This window comes from Paralteromonas sediminis, from assembly GCF_003820355.1.
Lineage (GTDB): Bacteria > Pseudomonadota > Gammaproteobacteria > Enterobacterales > Alteromonadaceae > Alteromonas_F > Alteromonas_F sediminis.
This window is the reverse complement of sequence record NZ_RPOK01000002.1, coordinates 51,064-71,829: the sequence shown is the minus strand read 5'-3', so window position 1 is coordinate 71,829 and position 20,766 is coordinate 51,064. Positions and strand designations below refer to the sequence as shown.

Annotated in this window: 17 protein-coding genes; 8 read left to right on the top strand and 9 right to left on the bottom strand. The window is 45.2% G+C overall.

Going from position 1 to position 20,766, the window contains the following annotated elements:
• The first annotated feature begins 25 nt into the window (after positions 1-25).
• From DRW07_RS05605 to cspE, 3 genes are all read left to right on the top strand, one after another.
• Positions 26-1,996: a BCCT family transporter gene (locus DRW07_RS05605; protein WP_124026925.1), complete on the top strand. Its 1,971-nt coding sequence runs from the start codon at positions 26-28 to the stop codon at positions 1,994-1,996.
• A gap of 35 nt (positions 1,997-2,031) precedes the next feature.
• A complete protein-coding gene (locus tag DRW07_RS05600) occupies positions 2,032-2,508 on the top strand; it encodes a MarR family winged helix-turn-helix transcriptional regulator (protein WP_124026924.1) in 477 nt (158 codons plus the stop codon).
• 238 nt (positions 2,509-2,746) lie between these two features.
• Entirely contained in the window at positions 2,747-2,953 is a 207-nt protein-coding gene (cspE, locus tag DRW07_RS05595; RefSeq protein WP_124026923.1) for a transcription antiterminator/RNA stability regulator CspE, read from the top strand.
• A gap of 58 nt (positions 2,954-3,011) precedes the next feature.
• Here the strand turns inward: cspE and DRW07_RS05590 are convergent, their stop codons facing one another.
• The 6 genes from DRW07_RS05590 to DRW07_RS05565 all read right to left on the bottom strand — a co-directional run bounded on the left by DRW07_RS05590 (position 3,012) and on the right by DRW07_RS05565 (position 8,945).
• The gene (locus DRW07_RS05590; protein WP_124026922.1) at positions 3,012-4,100 is read right to left on the bottom strand and encodes a GGDEF domain-containing protein; all 1,089 of its coding nucleotides are present in this window, start codon (positions 4,098-4,100) and stop codon (positions 3,012-3,014) included.
• A 90-nt stretch (positions 4,101-4,190) separates the two neighbouring features.
• Positions 4,191-5,333, bottom strand: a complete 1,143-nt coding sequence (locus tag DRW07_RS05585; RefSeq protein WP_124026921.1) for a GGDEF domain-containing protein — start codon at positions 5,331-5,333, stop codon at positions 4,191-4,193.
• 143 nt (positions 5,334-5,476) lie between these two features.
• Positions 5,477-6,229 carry a HugZ family pyridoxamine 5'-phosphate oxidase gene (locus tag DRW07_RS05580; protein WP_124026920.1) on the bottom strand — a complete coding sequence of 251 codons (753 nt, stop codon included), beginning with the start codon at positions 6,227-6,229 and terminating at the stop codon, positions 5,477-5,479.
• On the bottom strand, positions 6,226-7,020 hold the full coding sequence (locus DRW07_RS05575; protein ID WP_124026919.1) for an ATP-binding cassette domain-containing protein: 795 nt from the start codon (positions 7,018-7,020) through the stop codon (positions 6,226-6,228). The genes DRW07_RS05580 and DRW07_RS05575 overlap by 4 nt, the downstream gene beginning before the upstream one ends.
• Positions 7,013-8,107 (bottom strand): FecCD family ABC transporter permease, encoded by a 1,095-nt coding sequence (locus DRW07_RS05570; RefSeq protein ID WP_124026918.1) that lies wholly within the window; start codon positions 8,105-8,107, stop codon positions 7,013-7,015. Before DRW07_RS05570 ends, DRW07_RS05575 begins: the two co-directional genes overlap by 8 nt.
• 1 nt (position 8,108) lies before the next feature.
• Positions 8,109-8,945: a heme/hemin ABC transporter substrate-binding protein gene (locus DRW07_RS05565; RefSeq protein WP_124026917.1), complete on the bottom strand. Its 837-nt coding sequence runs from the start codon at positions 8,943-8,945 to the stop codon at positions 8,109-8,111.
• Positions 8,946-9,021: 76 nt separating this feature from the next.
• Between DRW07_RS05565 and DRW07_RS05560 the strand changes: the two genes are divergently transcribed.
• Entirely contained in the window at positions 9,022-11,271 is a 2,250-nt protein-coding gene (locus DRW07_RS05560; RefSeq protein ID WP_124026916.1) for a TonB-dependent hemoglobin/transferrin/lactoferrin family receptor, read from the top strand.
• A gap of 124 nt (positions 11,272-11,395) precedes the next feature.
• Positions 11,396-12,121 carry a type 2 periplasmic-binding domain-containing protein gene (locus DRW07_RS05555; RefSeq protein ID WP_165870413.1) on the top strand — a complete coding sequence of 242 codons (726 nt, stop codon included), beginning with the start codon at positions 11,396-11,398 and terminating at the stop codon, positions 12,119-12,121.
• 460 nt (positions 12,122-12,581) lie between these two features.
• Here DRW07_RS05555 and DRW07_RS05550 read toward each other — a convergent pair whose 3' ends face one another.
• Positions 12,582-13,007: a hemerythrin domain-containing protein gene (locus tag DRW07_RS05550; RefSeq protein ID WP_124026914.1), complete on the bottom strand. Its 426-nt coding sequence runs from the start codon at positions 13,005-13,007 to the stop codon at positions 12,582-12,584.
• Positions 13,008-13,380: 373 nt separating this feature from the next.
• Here DRW07_RS05550 and DRW07_RS05545 point away from each other — a divergent pair, with 373 nt between their 5' ends.
• The 3 genes from DRW07_RS05545 to DRW07_RS05535 all read left to right on the top strand — a co-directional run bounded on the left by DRW07_RS05545 (position 13,381) and on the right by DRW07_RS05535 (position 19,215).
• Positions 13,381-15,012 carry a diacylglycerol kinase family protein gene (locus tag DRW07_RS05545; RefSeq protein WP_124026913.1) on the top strand — a complete coding sequence of 544 codons (1,632 nt, stop codon included), beginning with the start codon at positions 13,381-13,383 and terminating at the stop codon, positions 15,010-15,012.
• A 45-nt stretch (positions 15,013-15,057) separates the two neighbouring features.
• Entirely contained in the window at positions 15,058-17,784 is a 2,727-nt protein-coding gene (acnA, locus tag DRW07_RS05540; RefSeq protein ID WP_124026912.1) for an aconitate hydratase AcnA, read from the top strand.
• Positions 17,785-17,871: 87 nt separating this feature from the next.
• Entirely contained in the window at positions 17,872-19,215 is a 1,344-nt protein-coding gene (locus tag DRW07_RS05535; RefSeq protein WP_124026911.1) for a sigma-54 interaction domain-containing protein, read from the top strand.
• A gap of 78 nt (positions 19,216-19,293) precedes the next feature.
• Here DRW07_RS05535 and DRW07_RS05530 read toward each other — a convergent pair whose 3' ends face one another.
• Both DRW07_RS05530 and DRW07_RS05525 read right to left on the bottom strand, forming a co-directional pair.
• Entirely contained in the window at positions 19,294-19,833 is a 540-nt protein-coding gene (locus DRW07_RS05530; RefSeq protein ID WP_124026910.1) for an ATP-binding protein, read from the bottom strand.
• A gap of 87 nt (positions 19,834-19,920) precedes the next feature.
• Positions 19,921-20,643 carry a substrate-binding periplasmic protein gene (locus tag DRW07_RS05525; protein ID WP_165870412.1) on the bottom strand — a complete coding sequence of 241 codons (723 nt, stop codon included), beginning with the start codon at positions 20,641-20,643 and terminating at the stop codon, positions 19,921-19,923.
• Between the last annotated feature and the right edge of the window lie 123 nt (positions 20,644-20,766).

Here is a 20,766-nt window from a genome sequence, read left to right as displayed (position 1 = left end):
ATCTTAGTAATCGGAGCTCGCTGAAGTGCAATCAGAGCAATCCCAAGCCCGTCTAAATCCGAAAGTGTTCTATCCTTCATCTGTCGCCATTATAGCGCTGATGGTTTTTGCTTTTTTCCTGCCACAGCACGCTGACCAACTTTTCAGCACAATGCAGGCTGTGATTGTTGAAAATGGAAGTTGGTTCTATGTCATCAGTGTCGCGACTATTTTGTTGGGCGTTGCCTATTTGGGTGTATCGAGATACGGAGAAGTAAAGCTGGGGCCAGACCATGCAACACCCGATTACAGCTTGATCACTTGGTTATCTATGCTATTTGCCGCTGGTATGGGGATAGGGCTGATGTTTTTCGGTGTCGCTGAACCCTTGATGCATTTTTTAGCGCCGCCAAATGCCGAGCCAAACACTGTCGCTGCTGCAAAAGAAGCCATGAAAACAACATTTTTTCACTGGGGTCTTCACGCTTGGGCGATTTATGCCCTGGTCGCTTTGGTCATGGCTTACTTTAGTTTTCGTCATGGCTTGCCTTTAACACTTCGCTCTGCACTTTATCCTATTTTTGGTGACAAGATTTACGGCTGGATTGGTCACACGGTAGACGTGTTTGCCGTCACCAGTACGATTTTTGGTGTTGCCACTTCATTGGGAATAGGTGCATCACAAATTAATGCTGGGTTGGCATATGTGTTTGGCATTGAAATAAGCGTCGCCAATCAAATTTTATTGATGATTGGCGTTATTGCTATCGCAGTGGTGTCGGTTATGAGCGGCCTTGATAAGGGCATTAGAAGACTGTCTGAGGCCAATATGATTCTTGCCGTGGCCTTGCTCATATTTATTCTTGCTCTGGGTCCTACCATATTTCTGTTGCAAGCATTTTTACAAAATACAGGGGCCTATTTATCTGACATAGTTCGGAATACGTTTAACTTATTTGCTTACGAGAAAACTGACTGGATAGGTGGGTGGACAATTTTTTACTGGGGTTGGTGGATTGCATGGGCACCGTTTGTCGGATTGTTTATTGCCAGAATTTCTCGAGGCAGAACGATTCGGGAATTTGTACTGGGTGTGATTCTTATCCCCTCCGCATTCACCCTTTTTTGGATGACAGTATTCGGCAATTCGGCTATTGACCTTGTGTTAAATGGCGACAGTCAGAAGCTGGCAGAAATGGTAAATGACAACTCTTCTGTAGCACTTTTTGTGTTTTTAGATCAATTTCCATTTGCCAGTTTGCTCTCAGTGATTGCCATCGGTATGGTCGTTATCTTTTTTGTCACATCCTGTGACTCTGGCGCCATGGTTGTTGATATGATCTGCTCAAACGGCAGCAATGAAACCCCGTTATGGCAACGGGTTTACTGGGCCGTGAGCGTAGGTGTAGTCGCTATGATCCTGATGGCTGCTGGTGGGCTTAGTGCACTGCAAACAATGACAATTGCAGCAGCCCTACCCTTTGCAATTATCCTGTTGCTTTCCATGACTGGCTTAGTCAAGGCGTTACGTGTTGAGAGCTATAAACGAGAAAGTATGCAGTTGCATGCAATGCCCTCGTCGCTCTCTTCTAATAAGGAAAGCTGGCAAGAACGGCTACAAAATATCGTCAATTTCCCAAATAAAAAAGCAGTGCAAAACTTTTTCGATAACGCCGTTTTACCCGCATTTGAGAGTGTAAAATCTGAGCTTCAAAAGACCGGCATACAGGTAGAAATCGTTAAAAACGACAGTGCATTAGAATTGTGGGTTTCGCATGGCGAGGAACATGATTTTAGATATGGTGTTCACCGAAAGAAGCACCTTCAGCCGGACTTCGTTAATACAGATAACAATTCTTTGGACACCGATGACGAACAATCCTATTATCGAGCAGAAGTTCATTTGAGCGAAGGCGGCCAGGACTACGATATTATGGGATGGTCTACAGTCGCCGTGATTAACGATATAATCGATCAATATCACAAACATCTGCACTTTTTGCACTTGTTGCGATAAAAACACAGGTATAGGGTTAGCAGTTAGGAATGCTTATGCAAAAAGACGAAGAATTATTGGTGGCGCTGCGAAAAGTTATTCGAGCCATCGATCTTAGGTCAAAACAACTCAGTCGCGAAGTAGGATTAACCGGCCCCCAGCTGCTTGTCATGCAAGACATTGGCAAGGCCCCTGGCATCATGGTGCGGCAAATTGCAGACCATATTAATTTAAGTGCGGCAACTGTTACCAGTATATTGGATCGACTTGAAGCCAAAAATTATGTGCAACGCATTCGCAGTACAGAAGATAAACGCAAAGTGGGTGTCTTTTTAACTGAACTTGGTCAGGAAACGCTAAAAGATGCCCCCTTGCCTTTTCAAGAACACTTTACCAACCGGTTCTCTTTACTCAAAGACTGGGAGCAAAGCCTTATGGTCTCAACCATGCAACGCATTGCTAATATGATGGATGCCGAAGATATTGATGCATCGCCAATGCTCGAAGTAGGAAGCTTGGAAGAGAAACTCTGAATGCGTTTCTGATTCAATGAGAAATAAAATTTAGCATTCGCGGGATATTCATGTTATCTTGCGCAAGCTTTTGTAACGTATATTTATTTCGATTTTTGCTTTTGCTCGTTAACTTCACAAAGAATTGCTGTTTAATTCCCGTAAGACGTTTCCATCCATTAGCCATCCAAGTAAGTAACACCCACGAGGCAAGCGTCGGTACGTGTGTACCATTTAAGTATTTTTTTGAGGAATTAACATGTCTACTGTAACTGGCACTGTAAAATGGTTTAACGAAGATAAAGGTTTTGGTTTTATTACTCCAACTGATGGCGGCAAAGATGTATTCGTACATTTCCGTGCAATTCAGTCTGAAGGTTACAAAACACTTGTAGAAGGCCAACAAGTAAACTTTACTGTTGAGCAAGGACAAAAAGGTCCACAAGCGGCAAACGTTACCGTTTAATCTGCTTGCATTATATGTATCCAATAAATACCCGCTTTCAAAGTGGGTATTTTTTTGTTTAATACTTAATACAGTTTCTACCTGCGCTTTTCGCTTCAAAGAGCAAGTCGTCGGCGCGCTTAAACAGTTCATGCTCGCTTTCTTCCAGTGTTCTATCGGTCAATGCAATACCGATACTTGCAGTGACTTTTATTTTACTTTCTGCGCTTTCAATACTGTCTTCACCGAGCCTTTTTTGAATCTTCTCTGCGAGGACAACAGCTTCATGCAACCCGTCACACCTGAATACAACAGCAAATTCTTCCCCGCCTATCCGCGACACTAAGTCACAATCTCGCGTAAAAACAGCTTGCAAAACATTTGCTACAAACTGAATACATTGATCGCCTACCAAATGCCCGTACTCATCATTTATCCGTTTAAACAGGTCTAAGTCGACGAGCAAAATGGCAAAGTTGTCGCCACTGGACTTCAGATTTGAGTATGCTTCACTAAAATGAACACGAAAGTGCCTTCGATTCGCTAACCCTGTCAGTTCATCTGTTAGAGACAAGCTTTTCAATTCGTTTTTCGCTTCAAATAGCCCCATTTCCGTGTTCAGAGAAGACAGATATTGGCGCTGTAGCTGAATCGCTGACAGCACCAAATAAACACAGTACACACTTATTGCTATGGCCAATGGATATTTTTCTGGTTGATAAATGATAATCGTCAACACAAAAGGTAAGGTAAACAGTACGCAATTGATCTGTGCAACCGTGCGTACCAAACAGAACTGATAGGCGGTCGCGGTAGCAAACGCTATAGTACACAATAACATAGTTTGCATGGCTGTATCGTATGCAGGATGCATGGCAACCCAAGCAACTGCAGCACCCCACGCCACACTGCTAAGCATAGAAACGAAGGCTATGTTACGTCGCCAGTGTCGGGTTGCGTCAATGTGTTCGGGAGGCTTAGGCAGATAAAAGCGCAAAACCGTTAATACAATAAAAAATACTGTAGCGGATATGATTTGTGGGAGCGCATGCTCATATAAATCATCGCTCAGCGCACTCACTAAAATACCGATAACGTAAAAAACTGCACCTAAACGGATGCGTTTATACAAGTCTTCGTTTATTCGCTTGTTTATATATTCATTCATGAGTAATTTTGCACTGCATTTGAATGTGCTGTTTAGGAAAATCTATTTACTTTTCTCTCGCAGCACTTTTTAGATGAATCACCTATTTATTCAAGGTAAAACAACAGAGCTGTCGTGCCCAAATATCTTGAAGCGATTTTTCCCATCGCCCTTGGCCTGATATAATGCTTTGTCAGCTCTAGAATATAATTCTAGTGCAGTCAGTCCATTGTCACTATCTGAAAATGCAATACCACAAGATACCGTAACCTTATTGTATGGTGGGTTGTCCTCGTGAACGATATTGAGCAAACTAACTTCTCTACAAATTGACTGGCTTTTTTCGAACCCCTCGCCTTCAGTGTCACAGGTAGCAATAACCACAAATTCTTCACCACCTACCCGAAAAGCGGACTCATTCGCACGACGACTTAACCGGGTTAACAAGGTACCAACCTCTTTTATCACATCGTCGCCCTTTGGATGACCGTATCTGTCATTAAATTTTTTAAAATTGTCTAAATCAAGTATTGCCAACATTAAACGCTTGTTTTCTCTTCTCGCACGGTTCATTTCATGAGACAAAATCCGGTTAAATTCACGTCTGTTCAGTAAACCGGAAAGTTCATCTTTTTTGGCAATACCTTCAATGGCTTTTTCCGTTAGACGAACATAGCGAATCAAGTAAAACCATAAAACTAGTACCAAAATAAACGATAACACCATAGAAATAATCAGGTTTCGACCGCGATTTTCAAGGCTCTCGTCCAAGCTTAATTGTGTCTCTTTCAGCACTTCATCAATAGCATTGGCAATGCCTGAGCCAAACGCTATTTTGTAGTTTTGATACTCAATACTCTGCAATAACGCTAACGCTTGTTCATTGTTACCCTGTTTAATCAATTCAAATGCGCGCTTTTCCATCCGCACCAGTGCCGTGTTCGCTTCTGCTGTGTCGTCAAAAAACTGAGAAATTTTGGCATCTGTTGCTGACGCTTTTTCTAACAAGTTATCCAAAGACACTTCGTATTTATCGTACCTCGCTTTCCACTTTTCAGCATCGTGACTCGTGGCCGCCAGCGTCGACATGGTTAATATTTCATCGTGTAGCGCAATATCCTGCGCCATCACCTTTAAAGTATAAAAACGGGAGTTAAGTGTATGCTGTTGATTAAAAAAATATACCGCTGAAGCGGCAGTAAATATCAAGGCAAGCAGGGCTATCGTCAATAGCGCGAATAAAGTAAGCCGCATGCGGTAAATACGCTTTGGTACAAACAGGCTATTCTTCAAGAGCGGCTTACTATGATTTCCGTGATTTGTATTAAGTTTATGCGCCCAAAAGCTGCATGTCTAACTTCTTACACCAATTCATTCATAAACAATGCGTAAAGCAATTATGCAACGGCCACTTGGCTAACTGACTCTGACTGACGTGCTCGCTGCGTTAACGTCACCATCGCACTACGAATAGCACCATCGCCAAGACAATGCGCAACAAAAGGAATGAAGTGGCGATTGCCCGCTAATGAGACATAAAACCCCTCAGCATAGGCAGACAGCATTTCTACATCACCCTCTACCGCATTGGTCCCCAAGCAGTGATTAACAATGAGTGCCAGTGCATCAGCATGGTCCTCGTGCATATGTTCGATAATACTCGCCAGATTCTGTTTCCATGCAGGTATAGGCATCCGCCAGTCTGCTTCCTTTAACCAGTGGATATCGCCAAATCCGCCTATGTACCGCAGTCGTTCAACTTTAACACGGTAAAAACGAAAGTCATGCGCATTTACGTAACCATGAGCTTGTGGGAACAAATTAAAGTATTCGTTAGCTTCTTTTGGGTCACAGCTCAGCGCTTGTGCTTGTCCCATAAAAGTTAATCTGGCATTGGCCTGACTGTCTGCCTGGCTGCCATCATAAATACACAGACTTACCTGTGGCTCGGCTTTCATATTGCGTGAGTGCTGGGCAATATCAGAGGCATAAAGGATCAGGTCCCCTTCATCATTCATCAAATAGGGGGTAACCGAGCCAAATGGAAAGCCTTTCATTGATAGGCTTTGTGTTGAAAGTACACCAGAATGCTGTTGGCGTGCTAATTTACGCGCGTCGAATAGTGTCTGCGCCAAGCTATGTTGAGTCATGCGATCTCCTGATTGATAGCGTGTGTAAAAAATTGTGGAAAGCGATGTCCTGACAGCCAGGTAACCTGGCCGTCTACGTTAAAGCACCGCTGGATGTTTGAACTAGTAAAGACCTTCGCAACAGGTCCGCAAGCGAGTTGGTTGCCTTTGAGAAGCAGAAGCAGGTGGTCCATGTGCTGAGCCGCCTGATTAATGTCATGGAGTACAGTAAGTACCATGCCACCACGTTGACAAAAGCGGTGTAAGTGTTTGAAAAATAGTCGTTGTTGGCGAATGTCTAATGCAGAAGTAGGCTCGTCAAGTAACAGAAGTTTTCCATTTACGTCATTTTCGTCAAGCACTTGAAGCCACACTTTTGCAAATTCAATTCTCTGCCGCTCACCACCTGATAGCCGACTCAGTTGGCATTCAAGGAAATCAGACAGGTGTAGTTCACTGACGACCTGACTGAGAAATAACATAGACTGTTGTTTTGGCTCATTATGGCAAGCTCGAGCCAGTAGTAGGTATTCCAACACGGTAAAGTCAAAGCTTAAGGGTTGTTGCTGTTGCATAACCGCCCTCGATGTCGCTAACGTACGCAGGGGCATGCCATGAATATTTTTACCCTTTAGCACAATACTGCCCTTTGCTGGCATGCGCTCTTTACTTAGTGCAGATAGCAACGTTGACTTTCCAGCTCCGTTCGCACCTAAAATAGCCATAGACTGACCGGGTGCTAGCGAGGCATTAATCGTGCTAACAATTCGTCGATCGGCTACATCAATACTCAGACTGTATATCTCAAGCATGCGCAACCCTCGTCCGCTGTTTTGCCAGCAAATAGAGAAGAAAAGGTACGCCAATTAATGACGTGATGATGCCGACAGGTAACTCGGCCGGCGCCACAAGCGTTCTAGCTAAGGCGTCAGCAATCACGACTAACAAAGCCCCAAGACATGCACTCGCTGGCAATAAATACCGGTAATCTGGCCCCAAGATAAGACGACAAATATGGGGTACCACCAGCCCAACAAAACCTACAATTCCGGTAAAACACACAGCTAATGCGGTACCCAGCGCTACCCCTATGAGACTTAGCGTTTTGACTTTATCTACTGCCACCCCTAAACACCTCGCTTCGTTGTCACCACCTAACATGAGTGTGAGAGACTGGTGATAGGAGAAAAAGAATGCCAGTATAGGAGCTGCAACCAAGGCCGTTATTATGACTTCCAGCCAGGTTACACTGGCATAACTGCCCATGGTCCAAAATACTATGCTGCGCAATGTATCATCATCAGCAACCGCATTAATTAAACCCAAAAGTGTGCCTGCCAAGGCATTGATTGCTACCCCGGCCAATATTAATAGTAAGGTGTTTACCCCCGTGGATGTGCGAGCCAGTCTGAAAACTATGACACTGGCGATAAGTGCTCCACCAAATGCCATAAGCGGCTGTACTACTTGTAAGGAGGAAGCAGGTATATTCCACCACCCTCCAAATAAGAGTGCTGCTGCAGCAAATAAAGCCGCGCCAGACGACACACCAATCAGGCCAGGGTCGGCAAGTGGATTACGACATAACCCTTGCATTACAGCACCGCTTACAGCAAGCATAGAGCCGGTAATCACAGTCAGTACCACCCTGGGCAGGCGTATTTCAGTCAGCACCAGCCAGTGCATCGCATATTCGGCATTTAGGCTGTTTGAATACCAATGCTTAAACACATCAATTACATCGACAGGCATTGCACCCTGCTGCACCGACCATAAAGCTATTGCAGGTACCAGGCTAGTCAATAACAAAATGATGCGTTGACGTTTTGTGTGCAAGTTAGAGAGCGCTCTTTTTACGCGCTCATATGACTGTGCACATGGGATCACCACACGAGCCATATTAGTGTTCCTGGCTAAAAGTACTTAGTGTGTGGTGAAGTGCCTGCACGGACTCACCGACTCTTGGACTCATCCCCATAAACATGATGCTGTCCACCACATGCAAGTTACAGCCATTTTGCTTAACCCAGAGTGTCAAGAGCTCAGAGTCACATAGTACCTCTACGCCTTCTCGTGCAACGTGTGAAGGCACTAAGAGAATGTTTGGCTGCGCCAATAACAAGGATTCTGGAGAAATCGCTTTGTAACCGTCATGGGTAGAGAATGCGTTTAAGCCTCCGGCGTGCCCAATAATATCGTCAGGCATGGTATTTTTACCGGCGGCTGTCAGGCCCCGCTGCCCAGACGTAAGAATGAGTCCTACTTTTAGGCGATCTACACCTTCTTTCGCGACCTGCTTGAGCTGCTCACGTATTGATACTGTTAGCGTTTTTCCTTCGTCCTCTTTGCCAAACCGTTCAGCCAGCACCCTAATGGCCGTTAGTACGCCCTGAATATTTTGTGGTGCCTGCACTAACGTTAACTCAAGGCCCGCTCGACGGAGCGCGTCGAGTGTTGCCTGCGGCCCCGCATTGTTATGCCCTACCAGCATGGTTGGACGCATTGACAACACGCCTTCTGGGCTAAGCTGACGGTAGTAACCCACCTTCGGTAAACTATGCACTGGCAACGGATAACTACTGCTTGTATCTACCGCCACTATGTCGTCTCCTACACCAAGTGCATACAAGGTTTCAGTCACGCTCCCCCCTGCAGACACAATTCGCCTTTCTGCCGATACCCCACACGAAAACACGCACAAGGCTGCTGTAAAAAACAGCAACTGAAACATTTTCATTTAAACCCCTATTGCACATACGAATCATTATCGTTTACATTATTTTTTCACAATAAACTTGGAGACGCAACGAAAAATGCAACGCTTGTTCCCTAACACCCTTCTGACTCTTGCAATAGCTATGGCCCTCACCTCTCCTCAGAGTGCACAGAGTGCAGAGAACCTAGACAACGATGAAAGCACCTTTGAAACCATAACGGTGCATGCCACTCGATCATCGCGACAAATTAATGAAATTGCGGCAACCGTCTCTACCTATAACGAAAAGCAAATTGACCAGCTCGCGGCACGAAACATTCGCGATCTCGTGCGTTACGAACCCGGTGTATCGGTAGAGGGTAACGGACGATATGGCCTGGCAGGTTTCAACATTAGGGGTATCAATGGCGACCGAGTATTGATCCTTCTAGATGGCGTGCCTATGGCAGATGAATTTAGTTTTGGCCCCTTTTTATCTGCTCGTCGTGACTTTATCGATATTGATACCATTAAACAGGTGGAGATCATACGAGGTCCGGCATCCACACTGTATGGAAGTGACGCCATTGGTGGTGTGGTGGCCTTTACCAGCAAAGACCCCTCTGATTATTTACAAGACGGCAAGACTGTAGCAGCAAAACTTAAGCTGGGTTATGACTCGGCAGCCAATGAAAAGCTGCTAAATGGACAATTTGCCGGTGTAGCAGGTGATTGGCAATGGGTAATAGGCGCCACACAACGCAATAGCCAAGAGACACATTCCTATTTCACCAGCGACAACAGCACTGGGACTAACAGGCAGTCTTCCGACCCACAAGACAATGACAGTCGCGCACTACAGGCAAAACTTATTTATCAGCCCTCAGACCATCACAGATTAACAATTCAGGCTGATTCCCTGAAGGGGAACAGTGAGACGCAAGTATTGTCCAGTGTTGACACACGTGTACGTGGAGTCTTGATAAAAGAAAGCGAAGGCGATGATGAGCGAGAAAGGCAACGACTTCAATTAAGTTATCAGTACATAGGTGAACACGTATTGCTCGATAAAGCGAGTTTGCGCATGTTCGTCCAAGCGACTGATAATACCCAAATCACAAAGGAAGTGCGCTTTGGTTTGGCGACTCGTCAATCCGATAGCCCCGAAGACCTTTACAGGCAACGAAGCAGTGAATTCTCTCAGGATAACAAAGGCCTGATTATGCAGGCAGACAAACAGTTTTCTGGCTGGGGCCAGCACTATCTTATCTATGGTATGGAGTGGCAACAAACCGACAGCGAGGCCGTTAGAAACGGCAGCACAAAGACCCGTGAAGGTGCACTTTTACCCGAGTTTTCTGTGTTTCCGGCACGCGATTTCCCTGTGTCTGAAGTGGTTGAGAAGTCGCTATTTATTCAGGATGAAATTCGGTTTATGGAGGGTAAATTGAGCGTCAGTCCTGGTGTGCGTTATGACACCTTTAGCGTGACACCCTTTTCTGATCCCTTGTTTGAAAATGCTAACCCTGGCGTAGACATTGCCCAATATGATGACAGTAAGCTGTCGGCTAAACTTGGCACTGTGTATAAGCTCGTAAACAACGTCTCGGTTTGGCTGCAATTTGCACAAGGATTCCGTATTCCCCCCTTTGACGATGTAAATATTGGCTTTACCAATTTCGCAGGAGGCTATACTTCCTTGCCCAACCCTAATCTTGAACCTGAGAGTGTTGACAGCTGGGAAGTAGGCATACGCGCAAACACAGACAGTACAGATTGGAGCGTGAGTGCCTATCTCAATGACTATGACAACTTCATTGAGTCACGCACCATGGTGGGCTTTGATCCGGCAACCCAGCTTATTCAGTTTCAGGCAACTAACCGAGAGAACGTTGAAATACGCGGTATAGATGGGCAAATCAGCTACTATCCAGGTGCGCACTTTGATGCACTTGACGGATGGCGAGTGCAAGCCAGTGCAAGCTGGCTGGACAGTGAAGACAAACAAACCGGGCAGCAAATCGAGTCAATTTTGCCTGCGCAACTCGTGTTTGGGATTGGGTATGGCTCCGAGGAAGAGCCATGGTCTGTAGAAGTCGTAGCGACTGCCGTTGAGCGGGATGATAGCCAGTTCAACTCAGATCCGGCCTCGCCAGAATTATTTGAAACGCCGGGATACATGACACTGGATATGCTGGCGCGTATTGACCTGACCAAACATGCTGTATTGAACCTTGGCTTATTCAATATTACTGACCGCCAATATTGGCAAGCGAGTGAAGTCAGAGGACGCACTGTGGAAGAAAACCTCGCGCGCTTTTCGTCACCGGGCCGAAGCGTGTCTGCCAATATCGTCTATCATTTCTAACTGTACCTTTATGCGAATCGACACGGTAGATTCTGAAACAGCATGCTATCTTTACAAGTAACTTGTATATTCTGTTGACTTGGACAAACCTGCTGTGCGATTCGCGTCTTGTACTTTGCTCCTAATGTTATCGCTAACGCTATATGCTGAGGCGTCATCGAAACAGCTCACCCTGGCAGTTGGGCATGATCACAACCAGATGGTATCTGCTAACTATCCAATTTACAGGGCTAACTGGGAATTTATTACCGAAAGCTTGTCATTATTGGACTATGAAGTAACACCCATCATTGTGCCTTGGGCAAGAGCTAAGCTGTATGTCCAACAAGCGCAAGCTGATGGTCTTTTCCTCGCTGCCAATTTGGAAGGCAGGGATAACTGGGCTGTTTTCTCCCAACCGCTTGGCTATGGGGTGTTTGGCGGCTTTTATCATATCAACCGCGCCGAAAATAAAGATCTTATCGCCAGCGTCAGAGTGGGTGATCACGACAGAATACTGGCCAAGTATCACCCAAAGGAACTGCTTGAGGTGGCCACCGCACAAGAAGGCCTTCGGCTATTGTTTCTCAACAAAATTGACCGTCTCATCATGTCTGAAAGCTACGGTCTGTTTCTACTAGACACGGAATTAAACAACTATAAAAATGCAATCGCATTTGACCCGAATATGATTGAACGACGCTCTGTGCACATTGCTTTTAGCAAAGAATTCAAGAGCAGTTTGCAAGCCCTTGATGTTGTCAATTCAGCAATCCATTTAGGGTTAAAAAGCGGGTTATACAAAGCAGCTATGAAAAGAAATAATGTGCCTCTGCGTATGCAGCTAACCTTACCTTCAAATAGAAATTAGCCAACGTACAAACTGCTTTTTATCAGCAACATTTGTAAAGCTAACTACTTTGGCCCCTTTTTCGTCAGTAAAAGCGACATTGAATTTATTTACCGATATGGTTGTTATTGGTGGCATTGCACTAATATGCTGGCCATTCACTATATGCGTCATTGTTGAACCTCTTGGGTAACTCTACCCATTATTGTTATATATGCGGGTGCCTGTGCACCGTTTTAGCCTTAGATACACCACGAAAGACACGTACAGTTAGAGCAAATGACTATATCAGTTCGACTTAAAACACAGTAAAGAGGAAAGAGAATCGCAAAGTGCAGTAAAAGATGAGCTTTAAATTTCCAAAGCCGCACGACAATACGTCAATAAAACGTCCTTGTACAGAGAAATGTCCATTATTATTAACAACTGTGAGCTAAATGCGCACTATCAGGCTGGCTAATAAGTAACTGATAATTGCATTTTACGCCATTTCAGCTTCGTAAGACTTTGCCAGCTTGGTTTTCTCATCCTCGGTCAACACAATGCCGGCTTGCTGAAATACCTCCCGCTCCTCTTCAGCTAAGTGGTGTAGCACTTTATCCTGCAGCTTTTTCATATGGTGCAGCCATGCAGGAGAGCTCATTTCAGTCTCATCTAACTGCTCAACAAGCTCATCGATTTGGTGGTGCTCATGCATGCCGTGACGAGATTGCTCAATGGTTCTATCTTCCTTTATCAGTGGCCTATAGAAAAACTTCTCCTCTGCTTCAGCGTGATCTTTTAACTGCTGTTTTAGCTCGGCGAAATATTCTCGTCTGCTTGGCGTGTCACCGGATGTTTCAACAAGAATTTTCATCAATAATCGCTGCTTTTCATGATCTTTGCGAATGGCTTCAAAAATTTTCATTGTAGGCTCCTTAGTTATAAGACACATTGAATAAAAGCCATTTATGTACCAAATCTACAATAAAAAGGTAACCTACTGATATTTATAAGCTTAACCAATTTCATTTTGCGCTCAGGCTGAGCGTTCCCAAACATCATTTATAATTTTTACATGAAAAGTGAAACATTTTTCAGTACGAGTATTTTATCGATATGGCAAGCTGCACCATACTCCAAGCCTGATTAAAACCACCATAGAGTAGTTAGCTCAAGCACTTCAGCGGTTTTACTATTCTGACGACACGACTTAATTGCCTGTGTGCATGGTTTTTGCAGTCATCCCGACTACAGTTAATACTTTCATAGAAGAAAGCTCGGGCTAACCAGGAGGAAGCGTGAAGATCGTAAAGTACTATATAGGCATTGCGGTGGTCATTTTTAGTACACTTATATTCATTCGACCCACCCTACTCTTGCTTAATTTGGTGCTAATTTGGATTGCAGCCTCCCTGTTCACTGTCTCGTATGCCTATGTGGCGAACAAGCCCTCCATTTTCCGCAAAAAAGGAAACGGTGCCATCCCAGCCTATATTCGGTGGTTGTTTTGGCCATTCTTAGTGGGCGCATCGATCTACAATTTCTTTGCTCGAAGATTAGACAAGGTGCCGCCCGTTCAACAGATTAATGAGCACGTTTTCCTTGCTTGCCGTTTGTTCCCCTCCGACATTCAAGAGCTCAGAGACAAAGGCGTAACCGGTATTCTTGACGTTACCGCAGAATTTGACGGACTAGACTGGAGTTCTGAAGATAACGAGCTGCGCTACTTAAACATTCCCGTTCTCGACCACACTAGCCCAAATAGCAAAGATCTAAAACGGGCAATAACGTGGCTGCATAATCAGATATTAGACAACGGAAAAGTCGTCATACACTGTGCGTTAGGACGGGGCCGCTCTGTATTAGTAACAGCAGCCTATTTACTCTCTCAGGATGAAACGTTGACACTTCCTGATGCAATGAAAAGCATTAGTACCATTCGGGAAACTGCCAGATTAAATACCGCGCAATATCGGGCATTGACGGCAATGCGAAATGATAAAGACTTCTTCCATCTACCGAGCTCGCTTATTATCGCCAATCCGGTGTCGGGGGGTGGAAAATGGCCCGCAGAGAAGCAGTACATCAAGGCACGGTTGGCGACTGAATACTTATTAAACATTAAGGAAACCACCCCGGATGTCTCTGCACAGCAACTGGCTGAAGAAGGACTGAGTCAAGGCTATCAAACGATCATAGCCTGTGGTGGAGATGGCACACTGGCTGAAGTCGCGCATGCAGTGGCAGATACCCGTTGCACTTTGGGCATCATTCCCTTAGGAACTGCTAACGCCCTGAGCATGGTGCTCTTGGGTACATCAAGTAAATTAACACCTGTCGATAGCGCGCTGGATGTGATTATAAACGGTCAAACCTGCAAAATAGACACGGCCACCTGCAATGGCACGCGCGTGTTGCTTCTGTGTGCACTTGGTATTGAAGCCAATATGATCAAAAAATCAGACAGAGAAGAAAAGAATGAAAAAGGCCAATGGGCATACATTCAATATTTCTTTGAATCCCTAATTGATTCTCCGGCCGCATCATTTCATATCGTCCTAGACGACAACGAAAAAGTAGACATACAAACACAGAGTCTTGTGATTGCCAATGCCGCCCCCTTCACTACGCTCTTGGCACAAGGAGGAGGCAACCCAGATATTCAGGATGGATTACTGGACGTAAACTGGATTGAAGGCAAGGACAGCACCCATTTTCTCACCACGCTGGCAACATTTACCGCCAATGGCGTATTTAATGAAAAACTCGACAATGCTGTTCAATTCAAACAGTGTAAAACGATACATGTTCAATCAGATCGTGAGTTTGATTATGTGGTCGACGGCGAAGTTAGCACAGCACAGTCACTGCGCATTGAAAGCCACCCGGCTTCTCTGACTGTATTTTCCAACTTACCGAATGCAGCGTAGCCGCAATAAATGTGCGTTCATCAAAAATAAGCAATGGGAGCATATATGAGTATTGACTCGTTAAAAACCAAAAGCCAGTTTTCTTGCAACGACAAAAACTACCAAATATTTGCGCTTAACAAGCTGGCAGAGACACAAAAGGTCAGTAAATTGCCTTTTGCTCTAAAAGTCTTATTGGAAAATGTACTGCGCAACGAAGATGGTTTGCATGTTTCAGTCGACGATATTCACGCGCTGATTAACTGGCAAGCTTCTGCGGAACCTTCACAACAAATTGCATTTACACCGGGACGTGTTGTGTTGCAGGATTTCACCGGTGTGCCTGCAATTGTCGACTTAGCAGCCATGCGCGACGCTGTGGTTTCTCTGGGCGGCAGCGCTGAGTCGATTAATCCTCAAGTGCCTGTGGATCTTGTTATCGATCACTCCGTTATGGTCGACCACTTTGGTGACGAGCAAGCACTGCAAAAAAATATTGAACTGGAATTCAGCAGGAATGAAGAACGCTACCGATTCTTGCGTTGGGGTCAACAGGCATTTAATAACTTTCGAGTGGTTCCACCGGGCACGGGTATTGTGCATCAAGTCAACCTGGAGTATCTGGCCAGTGTAGTTATGCAGTCTGACGACAATCAACGCTCTGCACTTTATCCTGACACCTTAGTGGGTACAGATTCACACACAACGATGATAAATGGCCTAGGTGTATTAGGTTGGGGTGTAGGCGGTATAGAAGCCGAAGCCGCCATGCTTGGTCAGCCCATTAGTATGCTTATCCCACAGGTGGTTGGATTTAAACTTGTCGGCAAATTGCCCGAAGGCGCCACAGCAACCGATTTAGTGCTAACCGTGACTGATATGCTTCGCAAAAAAGGGGTTGTCGGTAAATTCGTGGAGTTTTTTGGCGATGGGCTTAGTGACCTCCCGCTGGCCGATCGTGCCACTATTGCCAATATGGCACCTGAATATGGCGCGACCTGCGGCATCTTCCCTATAGATGAAGAAACCATTAAGTACCTAAAATTAACCGGGCGCTCCGATCAACATTGCCAGTTGGTTGAACGTTACGCCAAAGCGCAAGGCCTGTGGCGAGTTAAGGGTGAAGAAGATGCCCAGTATAGTGATACATTAACCTTAGATTTGGCCGATGTTGAACCTAGTATTGCAGGCCCTAAGCGCCCTCAAGACAGAATTTCACTGTCGGACACTCACAATGCATTTATTGAGCATATGCAATTGCAGGGCATTGAGATTAAGGACCCCGAGCTGTCAGTGTTCGATGAAGATGGTGGTGCTGGTGCAATAGGCACCCCGCCAAAAGATGACGCCATCGCTGTCAACTATAAAGGCAAAGAGTTTCACCTTAAACATGGCGACATTGTCATAGCCGCAATCACCTCCTGTACAAACACGTCCAATCCGGAAGTGATGGTGGCAGCGGGATTACTCGCCCAGAAGGCATTGGCAAAAGGCTTGACACCAAAACCCTGGGTTAAGACATCATTAGCACCGGGATCACAGGTCGTGCCTGCCTATCTTGAAAAAGCTGGGGTAATGGATGCGCTCAATGCACTGGGCTTTGAATTAGTGGGTTTTGGTTGTACAACCTGTATAGGGAATTCGGGCCCCTTACCTGAGCCAATAGAAACGGCAATACAGGAGGGCAACCTTACAGTGGCGTCGGTCCTCTCTGGTAATCGCAATTTCGAAGGCCGTATTCATCAGGAAGTACGCGCTAATTATCTCGCTTCGCCACCTCTTGTGGTGGCGTATTCGTTAGCGGGAAGCATGACATGTGATATCTATAATTCGCCGCTAGGTTATGACCGAAACAATGACCCCGTCTTCTTACGAGATATTTGGCCATCCCAAAAAGAAGTGGGTGATGTAGTAGCAGGAGTTTTATCGTCTGACCTCTTTAGGCAGAGTTACGAACACGTATTTGAGGGTTCTGAAAAGTGGCAATCCCTCACCGCACCTAGCAGCGAAACCTATACCTGGCCGGCTTCAACCTATGTCAAAAACCCACCTTTTTTTGAAGACATGCCGGCAACGCCGCCAAAAATTGAGGCCATCAACGATGCCCAGTGTCTGGTATTAGTAGGCGATAGCATTACAACAGACCACATTTCACCGGCAGGCGCGATAAAAGCTGACAGCGAAGTGGGTGAGTATTTAACTGAAGCTGGCGTTGCGACATCAGATTTTAACAGTTTGGGTTCACGTCGGGGCAATCACGAAGTTATGATGCGCGGCACATTTGGTAATGTCAGGTTGCAGAATAAGTTGGTACCAGACACCGAAGGCGGCTTTACCCGCTATTTCCCAACTCAGAAAACCACCAGCATTTATCAGGCAGCCATGCAGTATCAGCAGAACAAAGTTCCACTGGTTGTAATCGCCGGCAAAGAATATGGTACCGGTTCTTCCCGTGACTGGGCCGCTAAAGGCACACGACTGCTGGGTGTAAAAGCCGTGATAGCAGAAAGTTATGAGCGCATTCACCGGTCAAATTTGGTTGGATTCGGTGTCGTGCCTTTGGAATTCAAGCCCGGTGATAGCGCACAATCGCTTGGTCTTGATGGTTCGGAGTCTTTCTCAATCCCTTCATTGGCAGATCATCCAGACACAGTAACAGTGATAGCTAAGAAACAAGACGGTGACCAAGTAGAATTCACTGTAAATGTGCGAATAGACACTAAAAGTGAATGGCAGTATTACGAACATGAAGGGATCCTTCATTACGTATTGCGACAGCTTGCTAACGGGTAGTCGATTGTCGCTCGCTAAAAGCCATAGTGCTCTGTTTTTACAAAAATTGCGTAAGAAACGGTATTCGATGAAAACAAGAGGTTGCGAATGCAACGACCTAAACTGTTCTTACACATTAATGACAGAGAAACAGAGCACGCTATTTTAAGCAGTGATATTGCACGAAAGTTCCTGTTGGCTAAGTCGAGTGAGTTTGAACCTTGGGTTGAACAGGTAAAAGACAGTCAAACTGATATGGCCATAATCGAGGCCAATGACTTTACTGAGCACGATTTACATACCCTTAAATCTGCATCGCTTCATTTGCACACTGAATTCATTTTCTTAAGTCGCGGTGAACCTAATGTGTTCTTAGACAAATTTATGAAGTTGGGTGCCGGCTACCATTTGCGCAGCCCCTATGAGTTTAAAACCGTACAAACACTTGTCGACGACTTTTACGAAGATGGAGCGACTGCTCAGTCTAATACAAAAAAGATACACAGCAGCAGCCTAAATCAGTTTGGTCACATTCTTGGCTCTTCTTCCTGCATGCTGAAGTTGTTTAGGACCTTGAGAAAGGTCGCTAATTCAGACCTCAACGTACTTGTGATGGGGGAAAGTGGTGCGGGAAAGGAGCTAATCGCACAGACACTTCACGATGTGGGCGTCCGTGCTGACGGCCCCTTTGTTGCATTAAATTGCGGTGCAATAAGCCCCGAACTTATCGATAGCGAGTTATTTGGTCACGTAAAAGGCGCATTTACCGGTGCACATAAAGATCACACAGGCTTGTTTGAACAAGCGAAAGGCGGCACCTTGTTTTTGGATGAAGTAACGGAAATGCCGATAGAGCATCAAGTAAAATTATTGCGTGTGCTAGAACTGGGCGAATTCAGGCCTGTAGGAAGTAATACCGCCGAATATGCAGATGTGCGCATTGTTGCTGCCACTAATCGAGACCCTTCGGATGCGGTTGCCGACGGGATATTAAGAGAAGATCTGTACTACCGTCTCGCGCAAATACCCGTCCATGTCCCTCCCCTAAGGGAACGTAGTGATGATGTTATTGGGCTTACCGAGCATTTTTTGGCCTACCGAAACGCTGTCGAGGAGACCAACAAGTCTATTTCTCAGGCTGCACTTAACCGTATTGTTGAACATGATTGGCCGGGTAATGTCAGGGAACTTAAACACGCCGTTGAGCGTGCGTTTGTAATGGCGGATAACGTAATAGAAGAAACACACCTAACCTTTGTTCCGCTGACAGAAAAAATTACCGAGGAAAATACAGTACCAACTGGGATCCCTCTCGCTGATATTGAACGAGAAGCCATCCTTAACACTTTAGAAGAAAATAAAGGCAGTAAAAAACGTACCGCAGACCAGCTCGGCATTACTGTAAAAACGCTTTACAACAAATTGGAAAAATACGACCAGCAGGAGGAGTGAGTAGTACGTTTATGTTAATTCAATACTGAGACAGCATCGCCATATATCTGCCGAAAGAATGCGATTACTACCTGAAAGTTAAAGCAAATAATTAAACCTTTTTGGTGAGACGCTGGGCGGCAATGCATCAACAAGAGAAAAAATAGACATTCCAGAGTGCTGGTTTGCACGTGCTAGTAGGTAATTGATGTCCTGTTTTTGGTAGTTTTCGTGGCTATTTTTTGTCACAGCTCTTTTACCAAACAATTCATCCGCTTCGTTAAATAACAGGATCCAATGCCTAGTTTCAGCATCAGCATACAATCGGCTAACCGTTTTGTTGACAGCCGAACCATCGTACTCTCGCACCATTTTAGGTACATCAATAAAGCAAACAGTGTTATCAAGCGCCGCCTCTATCTGTGTTGCCACATAATCACAGAGTAAAGAGGAACAACGCGGAATCATAATTGTCGTGGCTCGCTGCTTTGCGCCCAACCGAATCGCATCTTCCAAGTCACCTTGTTGTGTCTCACTCAGATTGGGCGTACGTTTTAGCTTAGTACCTGCACTCAAGAGGTATTGAAATTCGAAGCGACCTTGTTCCCGTTGATTAAAATGTTGATGTAAACCAGCCATTGAGCAAATCCAATAATGATTTTCTGTGTAAGTGTGCCTTACACATTCACTTCTCGCTAGTCTGAACGCTTATGTTCAGAACAATAGCTACTTAATTTTCTCTGCCGCCTTTTTCAGCTTTTCCACCGTGGCTAGGTGCATGGTTTTCGGCGCGACTAAGTAAGCATCAACGGCCAATTCTGGTACGCGTTTTAATACTTTCAAACGATTGGCATCATAACCAAAATCAGCTGCGGTTTGTTCTATCAAACTCGCGTCTTCAAACATTAAATCTACGTGCCCAGCCATGATATACCGCCACGAGCAGGCGATATCGGGACAAACGAGCAACTGTTTATTTTCTGTTAATCCTTTCCTCTTTAACCATTTATAACTCATGTCATTGCGTTGTACCGCAAAGGTGTATGACGTCAAATCGATTAACCTTTCTGGTGTAATGTCGTGTCGTTTGGTTAACGCCACAAAGCTCATTTCATATCGTGCAACCGGCGCAATCCAATGAAACTGATCTTCACGCTCAGGGATACGACCAACCGAAAAAATCAATGTATTGTCGGACTCTTGCACTTTTTTCATTGCCCTTGCCCAAGGCACCATCTCAATTGTGGCCTTCAAGTTTGCATGTGCCAACAGTGCCCTGACGCGCTCGGTTGCGATACCACCGACCCGCTTTCCATCATAGGTTTGATAGGGTGGAGACAATTCGGTATACACAATGAGTGATTCGTTGCTATGCGCAAATGAAATGACAAACAAGTACCCAAACCAGAGCAAAGTGGCAAATACGTTTCGCAGAGCAGCACTGCTCATCTTTACACCTAAACATAACCAATCAACCATTGCCTAATGCTAATGGGTTGTGCGGTATTAGGCAATCAAAGCAACAAGTAATCTTCTTTACTGTTGCGCGGCAATATCATGCTAGTAAGCCAA

What these genes read in the sequence shown, in the direction of transcription:
- DRW07_RS05525 (WP_165870412.1), bottom strand. Translation starts at nt 20,643, where the DNA reads ATGAGCAGTGCTGCTCTGCGAAACGTATTTGCCACTTTGCTCTGGTTT.
- DRW07_RS05555 (WP_165870413.1), top strand. Translation starts at nt 11,396, where the DNA reads ATGTTATCGCTAACGCTATATGCTGAGGCGTCATCGAAACAGCTCACC.
- DRW07_RS05560 (WP_124026916.1), top strand. Translation starts at nt 9,022, where the DNA reads ATGCAACGCTTGTTCCCTAACACCCTTCTGACTCTTGCAATAGCTATG.
- DRW07_RS05530 (WP_124026910.1), bottom strand. Translation starts at nt 19,833, where the DNA reads ATGGCTGGTTTACATCAACATTTTAATCAACGGGAACAAGGTCGCTTC.
- DRW07_RS05570 (WP_124026918.1), bottom strand. Translation starts at nt 8,107, where the DNA reads ATGGCTCGTGTGGTGATCCCATGTGCACAGTCATATGAGCGCGTAAAA.
- DRW07_RS05590 (WP_124026922.1), bottom strand. Translation starts at nt 4,100, where the DNA reads ATGAATGAATATATAAACAAGCGAATAAACGAAGACTTGTATAAACGC.
- DRW07_RS05580 (WP_124026920.1), bottom strand. Translation starts at nt 6,229, where the DNA reads ATGACTCAACATAGCTTGGCGCAGACACTATTCGACGCGCGTAAATTA.
- DRW07_RS05585 (WP_124026921.1), bottom strand. Translation starts at nt 5,333, where the DNA reads ATGCGGCTTACTTTATTCGCGCTATTGACGATAGCCCTGCTTGCCTTG.
- DRW07_RS05575 (WP_124026919.1), bottom strand. Translation starts at nt 7,020, where the DNA reads ATGCTTGAGATATACAGTCTGAGTATTGATGTAGCCGATCGACGAATT.
- cspE (WP_124026923.1), top strand. Translation starts at nt 2,747, where the DNA reads ATGTCTACTGTAACTGGCACTGTAAAATGGTTTAACGAAGATAAAGGT.
- DRW07_RS05565 (WP_124026917.1), bottom strand. Translation starts at nt 8,945, where the DNA reads ATGAAAATGTTTCAGTTGCTGTTTTTTACAGCAGCCTTGTGCGTGTTT.
- DRW07_RS05600 (WP_124026924.1), top strand. Translation starts at nt 2,032, where the DNA reads ATGCAAAAAGACGAAGAATTATTGGTGGCGCTGCGAAAAGTTATTCGA.
- DRW07_RS05535 (WP_124026911.1), top strand. Translation starts at nt 17,872, where the DNA reads ATGCAACGACCTAAACTGTTCTTACACATTAATGACAGAGAAACAGAG.
- DRW07_RS05550 (WP_124026914.1), bottom strand. Translation starts at nt 13,007, where the DNA reads ATGAAAATTTTTGAAGCCATTCGCAAAGATCATGAAAAGCAGCGATTA.
- acnA (WP_124026912.1), top strand. Translation starts at nt 15,058, where the DNA reads ATGAGTATTGACTCGTTAAAAACCAAAAGCCAGTTTTCTTGCAACGAC.